Below are 17,177 nucleotides of genomic sequence, written 5' to 3'. Positions count from 1 at the left end.
TATCTGTTTAGTGACCAAGATAAGCCATTTTGATTTCATCGGAATCGGCCAATTCCTTGGCGTCTCCTTCAAGTACTACCCTGCCTGTCTCCAGAACATAGGCACGGTCGGCGATTTTGAGCGCCTGATGTGCATTCTGCTCAACCAGCAGCACAGTGGTTCCGGCGTCATTGACTTCTTTGATGATTTTGAAAATATCCTGGACCAGCAGCGGCGCCAGCCCCATGGACGGTTCATCCAGCAGCAGCAGCTTGGGGTGTCCCATAATCGCCCGCCCCATGGCAAGCATCTGCTGTTCCCCGCCGGACAGCGTTCCGGCCTGTTGCTTCTTACGCTCCAGCAGACGGGGGAAAGTATTGTAGACTCTCTGAAAGTCAGCTGCCAGGCTGCCGGAATCCTGCAGATAAGCACCCAGCTCCAGGTTCTCCTCAACGGACATGTTCGCGAAGACGCGGCGTCCTTCAGGACAATGAATCAGCCCTTCCTTAACAATCGCTTGAACACTTTGATTGGCAATCGATTTATCCAGGAATTCAATACTTCCTGTCTTGGGTTTAAGCAGCCCCGAAAGCGTCTTGAGCAGCGTTGACTTGCCGGCGCCATTGGCACCGATCAGTGTAACGATCTCTCCCTGCTTCACGTTGATGCTGAGATCCTTCAAGGCATGAATAGCTCCGTAATAAACATTGATTCCTTGTACTGTAAGCATAGTTCTACGCCTCCTGTCCCAAATACGCTTCGATAACCTTCGGATTATTCCGGATTTCCACCGGAGTTCCGTCAGCGATAAGGATTCCGCGGTCCAGGACGTAAATCCGGTTGCAGACACCCATAACCAGTGACATATCATGCTCAATCAGCAGAATGGTAAGGTCAAATTCCTCACGGATCCAGGCAATCAGATTCATCAGATCACGCGTCTCATTCGGGTTCATTCCGGCTGCCGGCTCATCGAGCAGCAGCAGCTTGGGTCCGGCCGCAAGCGCCCGGGCAATCTCAAGTCGGCGCTGGTTACCATAGCTCAGATTGCTGGCTACCTCTTGACTCTGATCGGCAAGATTGAATATTTTGAGAATATCCATCGCCTTCCGGGTAATTTCGTCCTCTCCTTTGAAATGCTTCGGCAAACGGAGCATAGACGAGAATAACGAGTGTTTCGCATGCTGATGAAAAGCAATTTTGACATTCTCCAGCACAGTCATAGCCGTAAATAAGCGGATGTTCTGGAAAGTACGGGCGGCACCCTTATGGTTAATTTTATAAGGCTTCATACCGCCAATGGATTCGTTATTTAGAAGAATGTTGCCTGATGAAGGGGGGTACACCCCGGTCAGCAGATTGAATAATGTTGTTTTGCCGGCGCCGTTGGGTCCGATCAGACCGATCAGTTCACCTTTATCAATATGAAGGGAAACATCACTGACCGCCTTAAGTCCGCCAAAGGATCGGCTGGCCTCCTTAACATCAAGGAGCACTGCTGCCTTCGATTGTGTCATTTGCCTTAGCCTCCTTTTTACCGAACTTGCCGAATGAGAATTTGGTTGTGCCCAGCAGGCCGCTCGGGCGGAAGATCATCATCAGGATGAGTACGATGGAGTAAATAATCATGCGCCATTCCGGGAATTCCCGAAGGTACGTGTAGAGCAGGGTAACAAATACCGCTCCGACGATGGAACCAGCCGTGCTGCCAAGTCCCCCGAGAACAACCATAACGATAATCTCGAATGATTTCAGGAAATTGAAACTGCCCGGTGTAATAACGTAGAACGTATGAGCTGACAGCCCGCCTGCAATCCCGGCAAACAACGCACCGATGGTGAAAGCGATGATCTTGTAACGAGTGGTGTTAATCCCCATAGCCTCTGCGGCAATTTCATTCTCACGGATAGCAATACACGCCCGGCCGTGTGTGGATCTAATGAAGTTATTAATCAGAACCACAGAAATCAGGGTGAAGAAGAATAACATCGTCCACGTTGTTTTGGCTGGAATGCCGCTGAGCCCTGAAGCTCCGCCGACGAATTCTGTATTCAGCATGATAATCCGGATGATTTCACCGAACCCCAGTGTGGCGATGGCAAGATAGTCACCATTAAGCCGGAGGGTAGGCATTCCGATCAATACGCCGAATACCGCTGCCAGGAGTCCCCCTGCAATAATGGCTGGAACGAATGGCACGTTGTAGTCAAGGGTAAGGATCGCCGAAGTGTATGCACCTACGGACATAAATCCGGCATGACCAATGGAGAACTGCCCGGTAATCCCGGTAATCAGGTTGAGCGATACGGCAAGCATGATGTTAACACCAATTAGAAGCAGCATAGATTGGTTTACATCACTTAGTACTCCCGTTGTTAGAAGAACTTTAACGACTCCATAGAACGCAAGGGCAACAATTATGCCCATCCAGAACTTTTTATTTATATTTTTCACGGCAGTTCCCTCCTACACTTTCTCCCGGACATTCTTGCCAAACAGTCCGGATGGTTTAAAGATAAGGATCAGAATCAGTACCGCGAATGCCACGCCGTCACGCCATGAGGAGAAACCGAGTGAAGAAATCTCTGTCTCTACCGTTCCCAGCAGCAATCCGCCTACAAGGGCACCAGGAATACTTCCGATTCCCCCGAGCACTGCAGCTACGAAAGCTTTGAGTCCAGGCATAACGCCCATCAAAGGATCGACTGAGTTATAGGTCATTCCAAAAATGACTCCGGCAGCAGCAGCAAGCGCTGAACCGATTGCGAATGTAGCTGAAATGGTGCGGTCTACGTTGATCCCCATCAATCGCGCCGCTTCCACATCGAATGATACCGCCCGCATTGCTTTACCGGTTTTGGTATAACGGACGATATACTGCAGGACAAGCATTAGAATAATCGTTGTTAGCAGAATCATTATCTGATTGGATTCCACTTGGATGGAAGAACCGAACAGATGATATTGCTTCTTCTCCATAATATCCGGGAAGCCTTGAGCCTGAGGCCCAAGAATCAATACTCCGGTATATTCAAGCAGGAAGGATACACCAATCGCAGTGATCAACGCGGCAATCCGGGTTGACTTGCGAAGCGGCTTGTAAGCCAGACGCTCTATTGTGATACCGAGCAATGCGCTGATGGTCATCGAAATGATCAGCGACAAGAGCAGGACAACGATGGGCGGCAATCCGGCATTCGCCAGATATTTGGCACTGTAGAGTCCGATGAACGAACCTACCATAAATACATCGCCGTGCGCAAAATTGATCAGTTTGATGATACCGTAAACCATAGTGTAACCAAGGGCGATCAGAGCATAGATACTGCCTACGGAAATCCCGTTAATTAGTTGCTGAATGAAGTACTCCATCGCCATCCCCTTTTCCCCATAATAATCAAAATTCCCCTTTCTCTGCCTTGCCTCTCTTTTATTTCTTTATGATGTCATTTATATTAACACAAGGGTTGGGTGTCGTCACTAATTTTTATGTGAATTAATATAAAATTCAAGATTTAATGTTATGTTACATTACATGGTATGTGTAGTATTTGGTAGGTTTTTGTTAGTTTTCGAAAAATTCGTAGAAAACGGGAGTAAAACAGAGGATTTTAAAGCAGGATAGTTTTAGGATTTGTTTCCTTTTCTTATACAATACTTTATTTTCACGCAATTAATATAACATTTGTCTCTTTACAGCATCACTCCTTCAATTTATTAAAGGGGTAACGGGTTGAACCAGCAGACTTTTTGTCGTTATTTGTCTGGAAAGCAAATAAGCCGGCACCTCTTACACCGGGAGGTCCAGCTTATTTGCCTGATATACTCTGCAGACCGTTTAACGTTTAGTCCAAATAAACCGCCTTACCCGTCTGTGCAGATTCATAGATAGCCTCCAGAATCCGTGAGACCACATAAGCCTGTTCAGGAGTCACGACCGGATCTTTATCCTCTTCAATAGCTTCAATCCACTTTCTCAATTCCACATCCGTAGCCTTCTCTGTTTTTCCTTCATAGAAAGCTACTCCTCCGGCATCGAGCTCAATTTCATTCGTGTACAGCTTACTATGCTTCTCCCCGTTAATTCTGAGACCATTCTTCATATCCGCACCCGCTTCCGTCCCGCTTAAGCTGCACTTGGCTTCATCCACATCAAGCGAATTGAGCGCCCAGCTAGCTTCCAGCGTAATCGTTGCGCCATTCTCCATCACAATCATCCCGAAGGCGGAGTCTTCCACGGTGAATTTTTTCGGATCCCATGGTCCCCAGGCATTTGCAGCCTCTTCTTTCCGGGAAAGCTCATGGTATTTGGTACCCAGTACAACCCTCGGCTTATAATTGTCCATCATCCAGAGCGTCAGATCAAGCGCGTGGGTTCCGATATCAATAAGCGGGCCTCCGCCCTGCTTCTCCTCATCCAGGAAAACACCCCAGGTCGGAACCGCTCTCCGTCTGATCGCATGTGCTTTCGCATAATAGATATGGCCAAGCTCCCCTGCTTCGCAAATCTTTTTCAAATACAAGCTGTCTTGTCTGAACCGGTTGTCATACCCGATCGTCAGCTTCTTGCCTGTACGTTTCGCCGCCTCGGCCATACGCTTGGCATCTGCCGCTGTTTTGGCCATTGGTTTCTCACACATCACATGCTTTCCCGCTTCTAATGCCGCAATGGAGATATCCGCATGCGCATCATTTGGAGTAAGCACATGGACAATATCAATAGAAGCATCCTTCAATAATTCCAGATAATCCGTATAGACAGCAGCATCCGCGTTTCCATATTGTTCTGCAGCCGACTCCGCCCGTTCCTTAATAATGTCGCAAAAGGCAACCACCTGGACCTTATCCTGTCTGCTCAAGCTCGGAAGATGCTTCCCGTTCGCAATGCCTCCACATCCGATAACTCCAACACGATACACTTTGCTCATATCCTCTCATCCTCACTTTTAATTTAATTTTTTGGACTTGCGGTAGGCCGCCGGGGTCATCCCGAGCCGCTTGCGGAAAACCGAATGCAGATAGGTCGCATTGGTGAACCCTTCGGACTCAGCGATCTGTTCGATCGGCAGAGTGCTAGCCTCAAGCTTGCTGCATACGGCCTCTAACCTTATATCTTCAAGAACCCGGCTGAAGGTTTTATCCGGATCAATCTGCTTAAATATTCGCTGCAGCTGCCTGGAGCTGATATTCAGCTTCTCAGCCACATTCTCCAGGGTCACGGTTGCTGAAGAATTCGCTTCCATGTATTGAATGGCATATTGATAGCGGTAGGCCAACATATCCCGGACCGGTGCCGAGGTTCCCATCCCGCCTGCATCATAAGCTCTGGTTACCTTCAATAAAATACTGATCACGAGATGTTTAATAGAAGTATAATATCCCGTAAGCTTGCCGTCGCAGGCCTCATAGGCTTCGAGAAAGCATCTCATAGCCCTGTGATAATCCTGCGCAGGTACAGGGGGAAGCTTCCTCAGCTTCTCAACGCATTCCTCGGCTTCCGCAACCTCCCATGAATCCGCATCTTCTCTGAGCTTTTCCGCAATATTGACATGCAGACACAACTCATCCATCGCCTCTTCCGGGTCCGCTTCCTGACGATGCATCACTCCCGGTCCGGTTAAGTAGAGCATTCCTTCCGATAAAGGATACCGCTGATCGCCAAGAATGACCTTTCCCTTGCCCCGCGGAATGAAATGAAATTCAAATTCAGCATGGTTATGGAAATCAATGACCTTTCCCGGCGGAAAAGAGGTCAAATGAAACCGGAGAACAGAAATTTCATAATGTCCCCACAGGATTGAAATATCAAGTCTTTCAAGCATATCCTGCTTCTCAAACATAATCCCGAAGGGAAAATGGCTCATTGTAATCCTCCTGCTTGAGCTAAGCTCTTCATGGATGAGGGATCAGGCGTTCAATTCGGCTAACCGGATAACACGGCCTGCCTTCGCGGAGAGATTCGCCGCCTCCATTAACCTTGTAAGCTCAGTTGCGATTTGAATATTCTCGGCAGCAAGCGTGTTGTTCTGAATGTGGGTGACCCATTGTTGAAATGCACTTTCCCGGTGGCCTTGCAGAGGCATATCTATCCAGGAATCCCCTTTGTCTGGCGCTTTAGTACTTCTAACGAGCAGCTTCTCTTCAGGCGTTCCGTATAAAAGGGTTCCTTCCGTTCCATGCACCTCGATCGTAAACGGTGAGTAGCTATTCACGAACCCGGCTTCCACCACACCAATAGCCCCAGAATCGGTATAGAGCGTCGCCACCGCGTTGTCCTCCACTTCCTTGCCCGTTACATATCCAAAGTTCGCACTTACACCGGTCACCTCTTGACCCAGAAAGAGCCTGGTCAGGTACATGGGATGACAGCCAAGGTCAATTAAGGCACCGCCCTGGCATTGCTCCAAGCTAAAGAAATGCTCGGGAAGCCAGCTTGCAGTTGCACCATTATGAGATAAGCGGACTCTGACATACGTTATTTCTCCAAGCAGTCCCTGGTTTAGAATTTCTTGAACGGATAAAGTATAACCATCATTTAGACGCGGGAGGGAAACCGTTAGCTTCACCCCATGATCCGAGACTTCTGACAGGATTTCATTGACCTCACTCAACGTTGCAGCCACAACCTTTTCGGTGAAGATGTGCTTGCCGGCTTTGGCAGCCGCAATGATGATCTCCCGGTGCAAACAGGTTGGCGCGTCGACAATAACGGCATCTATATCCTTTTGCGCAAGCAGGTCATCCAAAGAATCAAAAAACGGAACATTCAAGCTGTCAGCAGCCTTCTTGCCGCGCTCCGCATCCTCGTCCCACACCGCAGCGATTGCAGTATCACTATGTTCCTGAGCCTGCTTCGTATAATCCCAGGCATGCACATGCCAAAAGCTGATTTTGCCAATCCTAATGCTCATTCTCTTGCACCTCCATATATATTATTCTGACATTAACTATAAGGTATCATATAATATGCAGGTTTTTTAGTAGATAAATGCGACAATAACTATATGTAATTACGACATCAAAAGGAACCCGCCTACTTCAAGGCTTCACATCGCCCTGACTGGATGAACGCAAAAAAAGGAGCTCAAAATGAGCTCCTTCTGTATTAATACGTATGAATAGTTGTAGGAACGGAGAGAGAGGGATACTCTCGCTGCGCGAGAGATTGCGAAGAATCCCTAATGAAGCTTATGCTCCAACGAACCAACGAGGGTTCTCATCCCTAACAGGGAAGTAAATCTACGGAGAGAGAGGGATACTCTCGCTGCGCGAGAGATTGCGAAGAATCCCTTACGAAGCTTATGCTCCAACGAACCACCGAGGGTTCTCATCCCTAACAGGGAAGTAAATCAACGGAGAGAGAGGGATTCGAACCCTCGCACCGCTTACGCAGTCTAACCCCTTAGCAGAGGGTCCCCTTATAGCCACTTGGGTATCTCTCCAAGTAATGGCTCCCCGAACAGGACTCGAACCTGTGACAACTCGATTAACAGTCGAGTGCTCTACCAACTCTCGCACCGCTTACGCAGTCTAACCCCTTAGCAGAGGGTCCCCTTATAGCCACTTGGGTATCTCTCCAAGTAATGGCTCCCCGAACAGGACTCGAACCTGTGACAACTCGATTAACAGTCGAGTGCTCTACCAACTGAGCTATCAGGGAACATTAACATGAACAAGGATTAATTTATCATGATTCTTTAGGTTAGTCAAGCTTAGAGAAAGAGATTGTAAGAACGTTTTCAAACTATACAAATTTCCTTGGGACTACACCCATTCTCCGTCCAATGGTACAGCGACACGGTTAAGCAGTTCCTCTTGTTCAAGGCGGAGCTTCAGCAGTTTACGGGTAACGTGGCAGTGGTTAATGGCATCCATATGAACGGCAATCACGGATGCTTCCGGGGCTGCATGGCATACATCCACAATATCCTGTTCATTCATAGTGATATGTCCTCCGCTTACGAAGCTTGCCCCTCCAGCGTTCACGACGATAACTTCCGGGTGATACTCGGCAAGTACCTGCCGGACTTCGCCGCACCAGATTGTGTCTCCCGCCAGATACAGATCGGGTTCTCCTTCCGCCTGGAATATGAAACCGGAGACTTTGCCCATTCTCTCCCCGATCTCTCCCGTTCCATGGCGGCCATCAGTACGCGTCAGGGTTACTCCACGCACAGAAGCTGCCGTACTGTCTTTAATCTCTGTAACTTGGGCGAAGCCCTGCGCTGTAATTTTCTCACCATCTCCCTCCTGGCATAATACCGGAAGCTCATGCGACAAAAGCCCTGCCGCCGCTGCATCCCAGTGATCCTGGTGGAGGTGGGTCACGAGCACAGCATCCGGCTCCAGCCACTGCTCTACAGGCCCCGGTAAAGGAACCAGCGGATTCCGCAGCTCATTCGTGGTATTTATAATTGGCGGATTGACTCCCTGTGCACTCAGCATCGGGTCAACCAGAAAGGTTACGCCGCCGTATTCCAGCCATAATGAGGCGTGGCGGATCAGTTGGATTTTCATAATAAACACCTCTTCCTTATACTTGTGCTTGGGTTCTGCTACAATTAATTATAAATCGGCCGCAGATAAGAATACATTGTGCCGCGAAAGAGATTAGCCTGTTCTACTTTCACCCAGAAAGGAAATTACACTTATGACGCCCTACCTCATCGATGATACGGATTACCGTATCTTACAGCTTCTAATTGAAAACTCTACATTAAGCCACAAAGATATCGGAGCTGAGGTCCACCTGACCGGTCAAGCCGTAGGCGCGCGTATCCGCAGAATGCGGGAGCTTGAGATTATTGAAGGCTACACCATCCGCTGGAACCCGCTCCGGATCGGGCAGAATATGCATGCTTTTATTACGGTTTTTCTCAGCACCAACGCCGCTCATCTGCCCTTTCAGAACTTTGCGAAGAATCATGCGAGTGTTACCGAGCTGTACCGCATCAGCGGGGAAGGCTGCTACTGGATGCGTGTACGCACCGTGAATCAGGAAGCGCTGACCGCTTTTCTCGATGAGCTGCTGAGGTACGGCAATTACCGGGTCAACCTGGACATGGGCCAGATCAAGTAGTTCTGTTGCAGGCTGAGGGCAAGTATAGGGTAGGCAGAGGGCAGCAGAAGGCAAACAGAGCGAACCTTTTGTAAGGATTGCCTTCCTTGCGGATAGGGGGCGAGGTTAAAGTCATAGTTAGAAACAAGTTATCCGGGCTGCAAATTAATTGGTTCTCTAGGAGTTGCACCCACCGATGTGCTCACAATAGAAACAACGTATGGAATCATCCATAAGAACGGCAGCGGGAGTAGCTATGGAACCAGCAGTGGACCCCTACGAAAACTTCAGCGAAAACATCGACGAAAATATTATTTGCAACTGCAGATGAAAATTATAAACACTCTCCACTCTGTATGCCCCGCTCAGCCGACTTTGGGTGAAATTATAGCTACTCTTCCTATATGTGCGGGATTACTGGAGAATTGTTACCTTCAGATCCGGGATTGTTGTACTTTTTGCAAGATTTTTGGCGGTTTGGCGGTTGTGAATCCACATTGTTGTACTTTTTGCAAGAATTCTGGCGGGTTGGCAGTTTTGAGCCTCAAATTGTTGTATTTTCTGCAGAATTTCTGGCAAGTGGGTAGTTTTGAACCGTACATTGTTGTATTTTCTGCAAGATTTCTGCCGTCTCGCACCTCTCTGTCCCTCCAATCTGCCGACTTTGGGCGATATTAAACACACTTCTGCACCTCCCTCACTCCCTTCTGCCAACTTTAGCTAATTTTCAAACACACTTCTGCGTCTCTCCTTTTCTCCATTCTGTTGACTTCAGCTTATTCAAACACAATTCTGCGTCTCCGTTCCTCCAAACTGCCAACTTTGAGCGATATCAAAGACACGTCTGCGCCTCCGTCCCTCCAATCTCCTACCTCGAGTGAGATCAACAACACTTCTGCATCTCCTCCCCTCCAATCTGCCGACTTTAAGCGATATCAAAGACACATCTGCGCTTCCGTTTCCTCTTTAGTCCACTTCGAGCGAGTTAAAAAACACGGCCTCTTGGCCTAGATAAAAATAAGCCGCCGCGAAGGAAGACGGGGGAAATCCCGCGTTCCTTTGCGGCGGCTTGTGGGTTGTTCGTTAAGCCGTGACGACTAGCGGCTACTCGTTCAGCAGCTTGCCTGCGCGGAGCAGGCGGGTCAGAATAACGGCGGCTTCTGCACGGCTGGTGTTGCTGCCCGGCGCAAAGTGTCCGCCGGATTGGCCGTTCATAATGCCGGTGGCGGTTAATGTGTCCACAGCTTCCTTAGCCCATGCAGAGATGCTGGCAGCATCCTTAAATGCACCCGGCCCCGGCAGTGCTGACGCAGAACCAGCTTCATTATTTGCTGCATTGGCGTGAAGCAGCTTCCAGGCTCTGGCGGCCATGACCGCCATCTGCTCTCTGGTGACCGGCGCATCCGGACGGAAGGAACCGTCCGCGTAGCCTTGAACCAGCCCCAACAATGCAGCGGTTTCCGCATCGGCGGCGTACCAGGAGCTGGCCGGCACATCGCGGAAAGCGACGGCTGCAGCTGGTAGAGCATTCGGCTGCAGGCCAAGCGAGCGGACCAGCATGGACGCGAATTCCGCCCGGCTGACGGTGCTCTGCGGCGCAAAGACACCGGCCGACTGCCCTTTCACAATCAATCTGCTGGCCAGCAGATTAATCTCATCCTTGGCCCAGTGGGCGGAGATATCGCCGAAGCTTGCCGGATTCACGGCAACGGCCATTACACCTCCGGCCAAGCTGCTCTTAACGGTAATCCGGGTCACACCTGCCCCGGATTCGAATAATGCCGGAACGTAACGGAAGGTTCCGTCCTTGGCATTATAGACCAGCGCCACTGCTGTCTTGGCGTCCATTACTTCGTTAATGGTGAATGTACGCTCGACATGTACAGTGCCGAAGCTTCCGGCCGGCACTGAGGTCTTACCGTCCGTAACATTCAAGGTGAAGCCTGCCGGCGTTCCCTTCACCTTATAGTTCTGCTTGCCTGCAGCGGCAAGCAGCCCCGCAAGCTCCGCGCCTGTCTGCGGCGCGAGCTTGAACTCCAGCGTTCCATCAGGCAGCTTCGCAGCCTTCAGGACGCTGTCTGCCAGGGCCAGCGGGAGACGGTAGGACGCGTCCCCGCTCCGCACCACCAGCACAGCGTCTGGACTCGCCGCTGCCGCTGCCCGCAGAGCAGTCCCGCTGAAGCGTGCGGTACCCTCTGCATTAGCCGCCACTTCAATTACCTTCTGCCCGGCGGCAACACTCTTGAGCTGCGCATCGTTATTAGCCGCAGGCACAATCACGGGCGCCGGGGTAGCCGCAGGAGTTGCCTGCGGGTTCGGGTTCGGGTTCGCATTCGGACTTGGAGCCGCAGTCGGACTTGGAGTCGGACTTGGAGCCGCAGTCGGATTCGGACTTGGAGTTCCCGGATCGACTGGGTCCACCGGGTCTACCGGGTCCACCGGATCTACAGGGTCTACAGGGTCTACGGGGTCTACGGGGTCTACGGGGTCGACAGGGTCTACGGGGTCAGCAGCCGATATCACAAGATCATACACTCTTGTGCTGCCAAGGGCGGACACGGTAAAGGTAGTGTTCCCTTTAGCAACTGCCTGCAGCTTCCCTTCTTCCACAGTGGCAAGGCTGCCGCCTGCAATACTGATGACTGCCTGTGCAGTGATATCTGTACCCTTCTGATCCAGTACCTGCAGCTTGGAGCCTGTTCCTTCTTTTAATACCACAGGTCCGGTCTGTCCATCCCCAAGCTTGATCGAGAATGGCTTGACGCTGCTTGCGATGCCTTGATTCTTCTCCTGAATCGTAAATGCGGAAGAGGTGTTCGCCACCAGATTCATCCGCTCCCCGCGGATAATCAGGTTATCGGCCAGCAGACTGCCTCTCATTTCCTTCGTAATCTCTACTCCGTTAGTGCCGGCTCCATCGATCACGTTATCTGTTAGGGTGATTCCTTCCATATTCAGATTGCCGTGGACGATGAGCCCGGAATAGGTGCTGTCCAGTGCGATGTTATTGCGGATCAGCACATTGCTGTTAATATTGCTCTCACCGGCGTAGAGCCATATTGCCCCCAGATTCACACCATAGCCGGAATCATTGCTGCCGGTCCGCAGCAGGGTATTGCGCTCCACAACAGTTGTGCCCTGGAACGGCTCTGCGCTGAAGCGTGTAGATACGGCAATCCCCGCTCCGTTCGTCACCGTGTCCTTCACAATATTATCCTGGATCTTATTATCCTTGCCGCCGAACACGACGATATTATCAGCCAGCCACGGCAGAGATACATTGTTAAAGCGTGCCGTATTATTGAAGCTTGGCGTCCGCTCGCTGCCGTTGACATCATTCAGCCCGGCATCGGTGAAGGACCACATGGCGATACCATCATCGCCCGGATAGCGGATATCGCTCTGCTCCATCATGCTGTTCCCTGTGCCTACAGCGAAGTTGATCCCGTCCGCCATCAGGTTGCGGATACGCAGCCCGGCCATATAGAGGCCATTGGTGCGCGCCTTCTCCCCTTTGGGCTGGGTCAGCCATAAGCCTGCTTTGGTATGCTCAATCCATACATTCTGAATGACAGACCCTTGACCGAAGGCGCCGTGAAAAGCATTCGTAACCGCCTCATCATCGCGCAAGTTAATGCCGCCCTCAATCAGCAGATCGTATACGCCGATCTTGCCGCCGTGCCCGTAGAACTTGGCGCCGTTCAGCGTCGTGTACCACATGCCTGCGCCGCGGATCTCCGCATCGTCCAGATCCAGCAGTCCGCTGCCGACATTGAAGCTGCCTTCCGGGAACCAGACGCCTGCATCCTGAGCTCCAGCTGCGGCAAGTGCCGCCTTAAATGCGGCAGTATCATCGCCATCATCCCCTGCAATGGCTCCAAAATCAGTGACAGACAGGAACCCCTCAGGCTGAGCCAGTGCAGGTGCAACCTGCTCCATGTCCGCCAGATCGATTACATAAGAGGCGGCAGTGTCTTCTGCACCCTTTTCAAGGCGGATTACTGCTCCTGCCGGAGCCTCACCGATCAGCGCATGAATCTCGTCATAGAAGCGGTGTCCGCTGCCTTGACGCGGGTCATTCGACCATGGGTAGCTGCCATATTCCCAGGCGTATTTTGACGTGAGGTTAAGCACCTGATGTTCCCCATTCACGAAGAGCGACAATGTTTCCTCCGCTCCCGCCCCATCCGGACTGTCCGGTATGGAATAACGGAGTACTATTGAATTCGCAGGTTTGGCCAGCGTAAACTCCACATAGTCGCCGGTGTTCTTCAGGAGGACTGCTTCGCGTCCTGAAGCCTCCGAAGCCAGACTGCGGTATTTCCGTGAAGGCGTGACCAGCGTTCCATTCGTAACGGCATCCTCCGCTTCATAGCTGATATAAGGAAGCGTAGCTCCGCGGTAGGTTTTATTGATGCTATCTTTGACAGTCAGGCTATCGATAGTCATTCCGCTCCATGACGCCTCTGCGCCACTGAATGAAATCGTATTGATTCCTGTCCGCAGGTCCAGCGTAAGCTCAGCCGTCTGCCATACGGAAGCGGAGGCTCTGGCAGCAAGGCTTACCTCACTCTGCTTAAGGCCATTGACCCGGGTTTCCAGCTCAGCCGTAGCGGCGGAAGTATTCCGGTAACGGAGCACAACGTCGTATTCCCCCGCTACATCAGCATTCACGGCAAACCGCAGCACCCCGTCCCCATGAAAAGCCTCTGTCCCGGCATACACAGCATCCTGAGCTACGGGAACGAAGCTCCATAGCGCAGCCTGTGCTCCAGCCGCTCCAAGCTGAACTCCTGCGTCCCCATAAATAAGCGCAGATTGCTTATCCACACTTAACAGCAGCCGGTATCCCAGCTTATCCTGGATACTCCACTGCGACTCTTCCTTGTCACCTGAATCCACGAGGACAACAGCGCCCTCTTGATCGCGCGCAAGATAATGACCAGTCTGAACATTCATCACCCGGTTACGGCCATTGAAATCCTGCACCAGCCACTGCGCCTGGGCCGGACTTGTAGAAGCATCGGCATAAACCAGCTTGCCGTCCTTTTCCGCCACTATCGTGCCGTCCATTCCTTGCGGTGCGATGGTAATGATATTCGTGTCGTTCTGAACCGGTGTAGCCGTATCCGTGTTTCTGGCTTCGCCTTCCGGCATGCTGAAGTCCTGCGGCACAGCTTCCAGGGTCCACTGCAATGACGCCTCAGTGTCCAGCAGCAATGCGCGCTCAGCATACCCCGTCTTATTCTGCAAATTGATGTACTCATCGTTATATTCACCGTAGAGACTGCGGATGGTGTAATGCTTCGCATCTGCAGCGAGACTGACATTCCATGCTGAAGCGCCGGTATCCGCCGGATCACCGCCGGTACTCTCCAGGAATGAGTAATCACTATTTAGAGTAATATAGTGGCCCGTGGCACGATTCACGATATATTGCTGCCCTTCATCCGTAACGATGCTCCAGTGCGAGTAGCCGTTATCTGAAGCAGGCTGGCCGTATAGGACCACGCCGTGTTCGTTCTCGTACAGGTAATCTCCGGTGCCTGCATTTTTGAACCGGACAGGGGCGACTGGAAGAGGCGGTACCGGTTCGAAAACAGGTTCAGCAGTAAACTGCGCACTGTTTTTGGTGGCGGAATCCGCAGCCTTGCTAATCCGAATTACCGGATAGCCGTTATCATCAGCGGCGCCATACAGGTAATGGCCTGCCCAGGCACTTTTGAAGGTAGTACGTCCGGATTCCTGCATATCAACTATCCACCTGATGCTTGCCCAGACGTCATATACCGTCTGCTCCGTCCGGACGGGGCCCGCGGGCTCTTCCTGTTCAATGACCGCTGCCAGACTCTCCAGGGAAATGTACCTTCCGGTGCCTCGATTCTTCAGCTTGACCGCACCATTACTGCCGGGTATATCGATCAGCTGCCAGACAAAGGAATCGTCTCCGGGAATAAGCTCTCCGTACGTAGCCTGACCGACCGTGGGATCAGCCGCAGCACCTGTACCCGCACCGGCAGTTGCAGTATCACCTGCATCCAGAGCGAGCAATGCCTCTTCCTCTTTAGCAGCCTTCTCCGCTATATCCTCCAGGTCTCCGCCAGCCTGATCCTGCGGATCATACACATCCGCTGTAACTGTACCGTCATTAACCGGAAGCGTAACCTTCAGCACAGGAGCAGGAACAGCATCATCCTTAAGATACTGATCAGCCCCGTTCACTCCATCCAGCTTGAAGCGGAACAAATCATGTTTCTTCTCGGTTACGGGTATGAACTTCCACTTGGGACTGCCCCAATCGGGATTGATCACCCCATATTCGGCATATTTGGTCAGATTCTGCAAAGAAATATACTTCAGCGGACGCTTATTCGGCTCCTTATCCAGCACATTGGCGATCACATACGTGCTATCGCCGGTATTTCTGCCGGTCCAGATGTACGCCGGGTCCACATTATCCTTACTGCCAAGCGGAGCCACTGAAATATGACCATCCGGCATCTGCGCTACATTCATGTAGTGGCCTGTTTTTTTATTCTGAAAAAGCTTGCGGCCGTTGTACTTCTCAATCAGCCACTGGTCTGACCCGTCCTCCTGCATATTGCCGTATTTCAGCACACCGTCGCTGCTCTCATACCAGTAGAAGGACTGCCAGGTATTCTGAATCCGGTAATAATGAAGGGAGCCATCTGTCGGGATGTCCGGGTCAAGCAGCTGCCACTGGGCAGACAGCGAGCTTGCATCAGAGCCTGCGCCGGCATGTCCGCCTCCCAGCAGGGACAGATAGTTTCCAGGAGTCCCTACATTCTCAATCGTCTGGTAGTCATCAAAATCATCCGATTCATTGAAATCCCACTGATCGGAAGGCAGACTTATATTCATCGTTACGGCAGCAGCGGCACCATCCGCATAGTTAAGGTAATGTCCTGTTGCTGCATTGCGGATGCGTTTATGTCCGTCATAGTCCTCTACAAACCACAGGTATTTACTCTCATCGGCTGCATCCGGAGCGATACCCCCATGCTGGAGCTCGCCGCCTGCAGCTTCATACAGGAAATCGGTTGCTACTTGCGCATCGGTATAGGTGGTAATCCGCACCGGCTGCAGCTCGCTAATCGTGACGATCCGCCACTGGGCACTTGGATTACCTCCCCAGCCCGGCCAATTGTTGGAGCGTACATCGCTGTCACCGTCATACTGGGGATTGAGCCATAATGAATTCCCGCCGTCGGTCAGACCCTGATTGCGGAAGGTTACAAGCCCTGCCTCCGGGGTACCCGGTGCCGGCTCTTGGACCCACTCACTCAGATTTGCTTTGGCCGGATCCATCTCTTCAGAGAAGACGCCATATCTAGGATCTTCATTCTGCTTGATATAGTGTCCGGTCGCCCGGTTGCGGATCAAGAGCGTTCCGTTATCCGTACCCGGTTCCAGAAACCACTGTGCTTCCTCATTACTAAGCGGCTGTGCACCGTGCATTACTTTCCCTTTACTTTCAAACATGACATTGCCCGGACGCATCACACTTTCGAGCCGGACAGGAGCTGCATTAAGACTCATAAAAGCCCACTGCGGGCTCTCATACGTAATGTTAATATCCGAGCTGACCTGGGCATAACCCAGCTGATTCTCCTCATGAATAACCAGCTTGCCCTCCGGAGCCGTCGCACTGCGGATGACCATATAGCCGGCTCTGTTTGAAGTATCTATCAGCCATTGGTCAGCGGTGCTCCCCCCGCCCGGGGCAGCAGCTGCCTTGAGTGAATCCTCTTTGCCCGCATTGCCTTCAAGCGTAATGAAGTGGCCGGTCTTCACATTCTGAATCCGTGATAAGCCGCCCTCCGTGACCACGCTCCAATGGGAAGAGGTATCCGCCGGATTCGTCATTCCGTAGCGGACAACGCCTTCGCTTGTCTCATACAAAAAATTGCTCTTCCACTTGTTCTTAATCAGAACAGTACCCGCTGGAATTTGCGCTGCGCCTGTTCCCTGGGTACCCTCTGCATGGACGGAACCTCCGGCTCCCGCCAGAGACAGGTTCGGAAAAATAAGCAACAGCGCCAGCAGACCCGCGATCACGGACCTGAATCGTTTCATAAGTGCGCCCCCTCTAACTAAAATGGACTTCTTTTCCATCTTA

The 17,177-nt window shown here is 51.5% G+C and carries 10 protein-coding genes and 2 tRNA genes; 1 reads left to right on the top strand and 11 read right to left on the bottom strand.

All coding sequences use genetic code 11. The features are described from left to right. Positions 1–7 precede the first annotated feature (7 nt). The 10 genes from QW71_RS08845 to QW71_RS08800 form a co-directional block, all read right to left on the bottom strand. On the bottom strand, positions 8–709 hold the full coding sequence (locus QW71_RS08845; protein ID WP_039296330.1) for an ABC transporter ATP-binding protein: 702 nt from the start codon (positions 707–709) through the stop codon (positions 8–10). A gap of 4 nt (positions 710–713) precedes the next feature. Continuing rightward, positions 714–1,496 carry an ABC transporter ATP-binding protein gene (locus QW71_RS08840; RefSeq protein WP_039296327.1) on the bottom strand — a complete coding sequence of 261 codons (783 nt, stop codon included), beginning with the start codon at positions 1,494–1,496 and terminating at the stop codon, positions 714–716. After that, a complete protein-coding gene (locus QW71_RS08835) occupies positions 1,465–2,406 on the bottom strand; it encodes a branched-chain amino acid ABC transporter permease (protein WP_039296538.1) in 942 nt (313 codons plus the stop codon). The genes QW71_RS08840 and QW71_RS08835 overlap by 32 nt, the downstream gene beginning before the upstream one ends. 39 nt (positions 2,407–2,445) lie before the next feature. Then, positions 2,446–3,351, bottom strand: a complete 906-nt coding sequence (locus tag QW71_RS08830; protein WP_039296535.1) for a branched-chain amino acid ABC transporter permease — start codon at positions 3,349–3,351, stop codon at positions 2,446–2,448. A 473-nt stretch (positions 3,352–3,824) separates the two neighbouring features. After that, positions 3,825–4,907 carry a Gfo/Idh/MocA family protein gene (locus tag QW71_RS08825; protein WP_039296325.1) on the bottom strand — a complete coding sequence of 361 codons (1,083 nt, stop codon included), beginning with the start codon at positions 4,905–4,907 and terminating at the stop codon, positions 3,825–3,827. Between the two features lie 18 nt (positions 4,908–4,925). Next, the gene (locus QW71_RS08820; protein WP_039296322.1) at positions 4,926–5,843 is read right to left on the bottom strand and encodes a helix-turn-helix domain-containing protein; all 918 of its coding nucleotides are present in this window, start codon (positions 5,841–5,843) and stop codon (positions 4,926–4,928) included. A gap of 42 nt (positions 5,844–5,885) precedes the next feature. Next, positions 5,886–6,890, bottom strand: a complete 1,005-nt coding sequence (locus QW71_RS08815) for a Gfo/Idh/MocA family protein (RefSeq protein ID WP_039296319.1) — start codon at positions 6,888–6,890, stop codon at positions 5,886–5,888. A 442-nt stretch (positions 6,891–7,332) separates the two neighbouring features. Continuing rightward, a tRNA-Ser gene (locus QW71_RS08810) sits at positions 7,333–7,421 on the bottom strand. Positions 7,422–7,563: 142 nt separating this feature from the next. Next, positions 7,564–7,639, bottom strand: a tRNA-Asn gene (locus QW71_RS08805). 104 nt (positions 7,640–7,743) lie between these two features. Continuing rightward, positions 7,744–8,496: an MBL fold metallo-hydrolase gene (locus tag QW71_RS08800; protein ID WP_039296317.1), complete on the bottom strand. Its 753-nt coding sequence runs from the start codon at positions 8,494–8,496 to the stop codon at positions 7,744–7,746. A 133-nt stretch (positions 8,497–8,629) separates the two neighbouring features. Between QW71_RS08800 and QW71_RS08795 the strand changes: the two genes are divergently transcribed. Further along, positions 8,630–9,058: an Lrp/AsnC family transcriptional regulator gene (locus tag QW71_RS08795; protein ID WP_039296316.1), complete on the top strand. Its 429-nt coding sequence runs from the start codon at positions 8,630–8,632 to the stop codon at positions 9,056–9,058. Between the two features lie 1,083 nt (positions 9,059–10,141). Here the strand turns inward: QW71_RS08795 and QW71_RS37855 are convergent. Continuing rightward, positions 10,142–17,134: an S-layer homology domain-containing protein gene (locus QW71_RS37855; RefSeq protein WP_052769939.1), complete on the bottom strand. Its 6,993-nt coding sequence runs from the start codon at positions 17,132–17,134 to the stop codon at positions 10,142–10,144. Positions 17,135–17,177: the final 43 nt, after the last annotated feature.

The organism is Paenibacillus sp. IHB B 3415 (genome assembly GCF_000802655.2).
Taxonomy (GTDB): domain Bacteria; phylum Bacillota; class Bacilli; order Paenibacillales; family Paenibacillaceae; genus Paenibacillus_AQ; species Paenibacillus_AQ phytohabitans.
The sequence above is the reverse complement of the archived record's forward strand: the minus strand, read 5'-3'. Positions and strand labels throughout refer to the sequence as shown.

Excerpts from the sequence above, each read along its gene's own strand:
- QW71_RS08825 (WP_039296325.1), bottom strand. The coding sequence starts at position 4,907 with ATGAGCAAAGTGTATCGTGTTGGAGTTATCGGATGTGGAGGCATTGCG.
- QW71_RS08835 (WP_039296538.1), bottom strand. The coding sequence starts at position 2,406 with ATGGGCATAATTGTTGCCCTTGCGTTCTATGGAGTCGTTAAAGTTCTT.
- QW71_RS37855 (WP_052769939.1), bottom strand. The coding sequence starts at position 17,134 with ATGAAACGATTCAGGTCCGTGATCGCGGGTCTGCTGGCGCTGTTGCTT.
- QW71_RS08795 (WP_039296316.1), top strand. The coding sequence starts at position 8,630 with ATGACGCCCTACCTCATCGATGATACGGATTACCGTATCTTACAGCTT.
- QW71_RS08845 (WP_039296330.1), bottom strand. The coding sequence starts at position 709 with ATGCTTACAGTACAAGGAATCAATGTTTATTACGGAGCTATTCATGCC.
- QW71_RS08830 (WP_039296535.1), bottom strand. The coding sequence starts at position 3,351 with ATGGAGTACTTCATTCAGCAACTAATTAACGGGATTTCCGTAGGCAGT.
- QW71_RS08800 (WP_039296317.1), bottom strand. The coding sequence starts at position 8,496 with ATGAAAATCCAACTGATCCGCCACGCCTCATTATGGCTGGAATACGGC.
- QW71_RS08840 (WP_039296327.1), bottom strand. The coding sequence starts at position 1,496 with ATGACACAATCGAAGGCAGCAGTGCTCCTTGATGTTAAGGAGGCCAGC.
- QW71_RS08820 (WP_039296322.1), bottom strand. The coding sequence starts at position 5,843 with ATGAGCCATTTTCCCTTCGGGATTATGTTTGAGAAGCAGGATATGCTT.
- QW71_RS08815 (WP_039296319.1), bottom strand. The coding sequence starts at position 6,890 with ATGAGCATTAGGATTGGCAAAATCAGCTTTTGGCATGTGCATGCCTGG.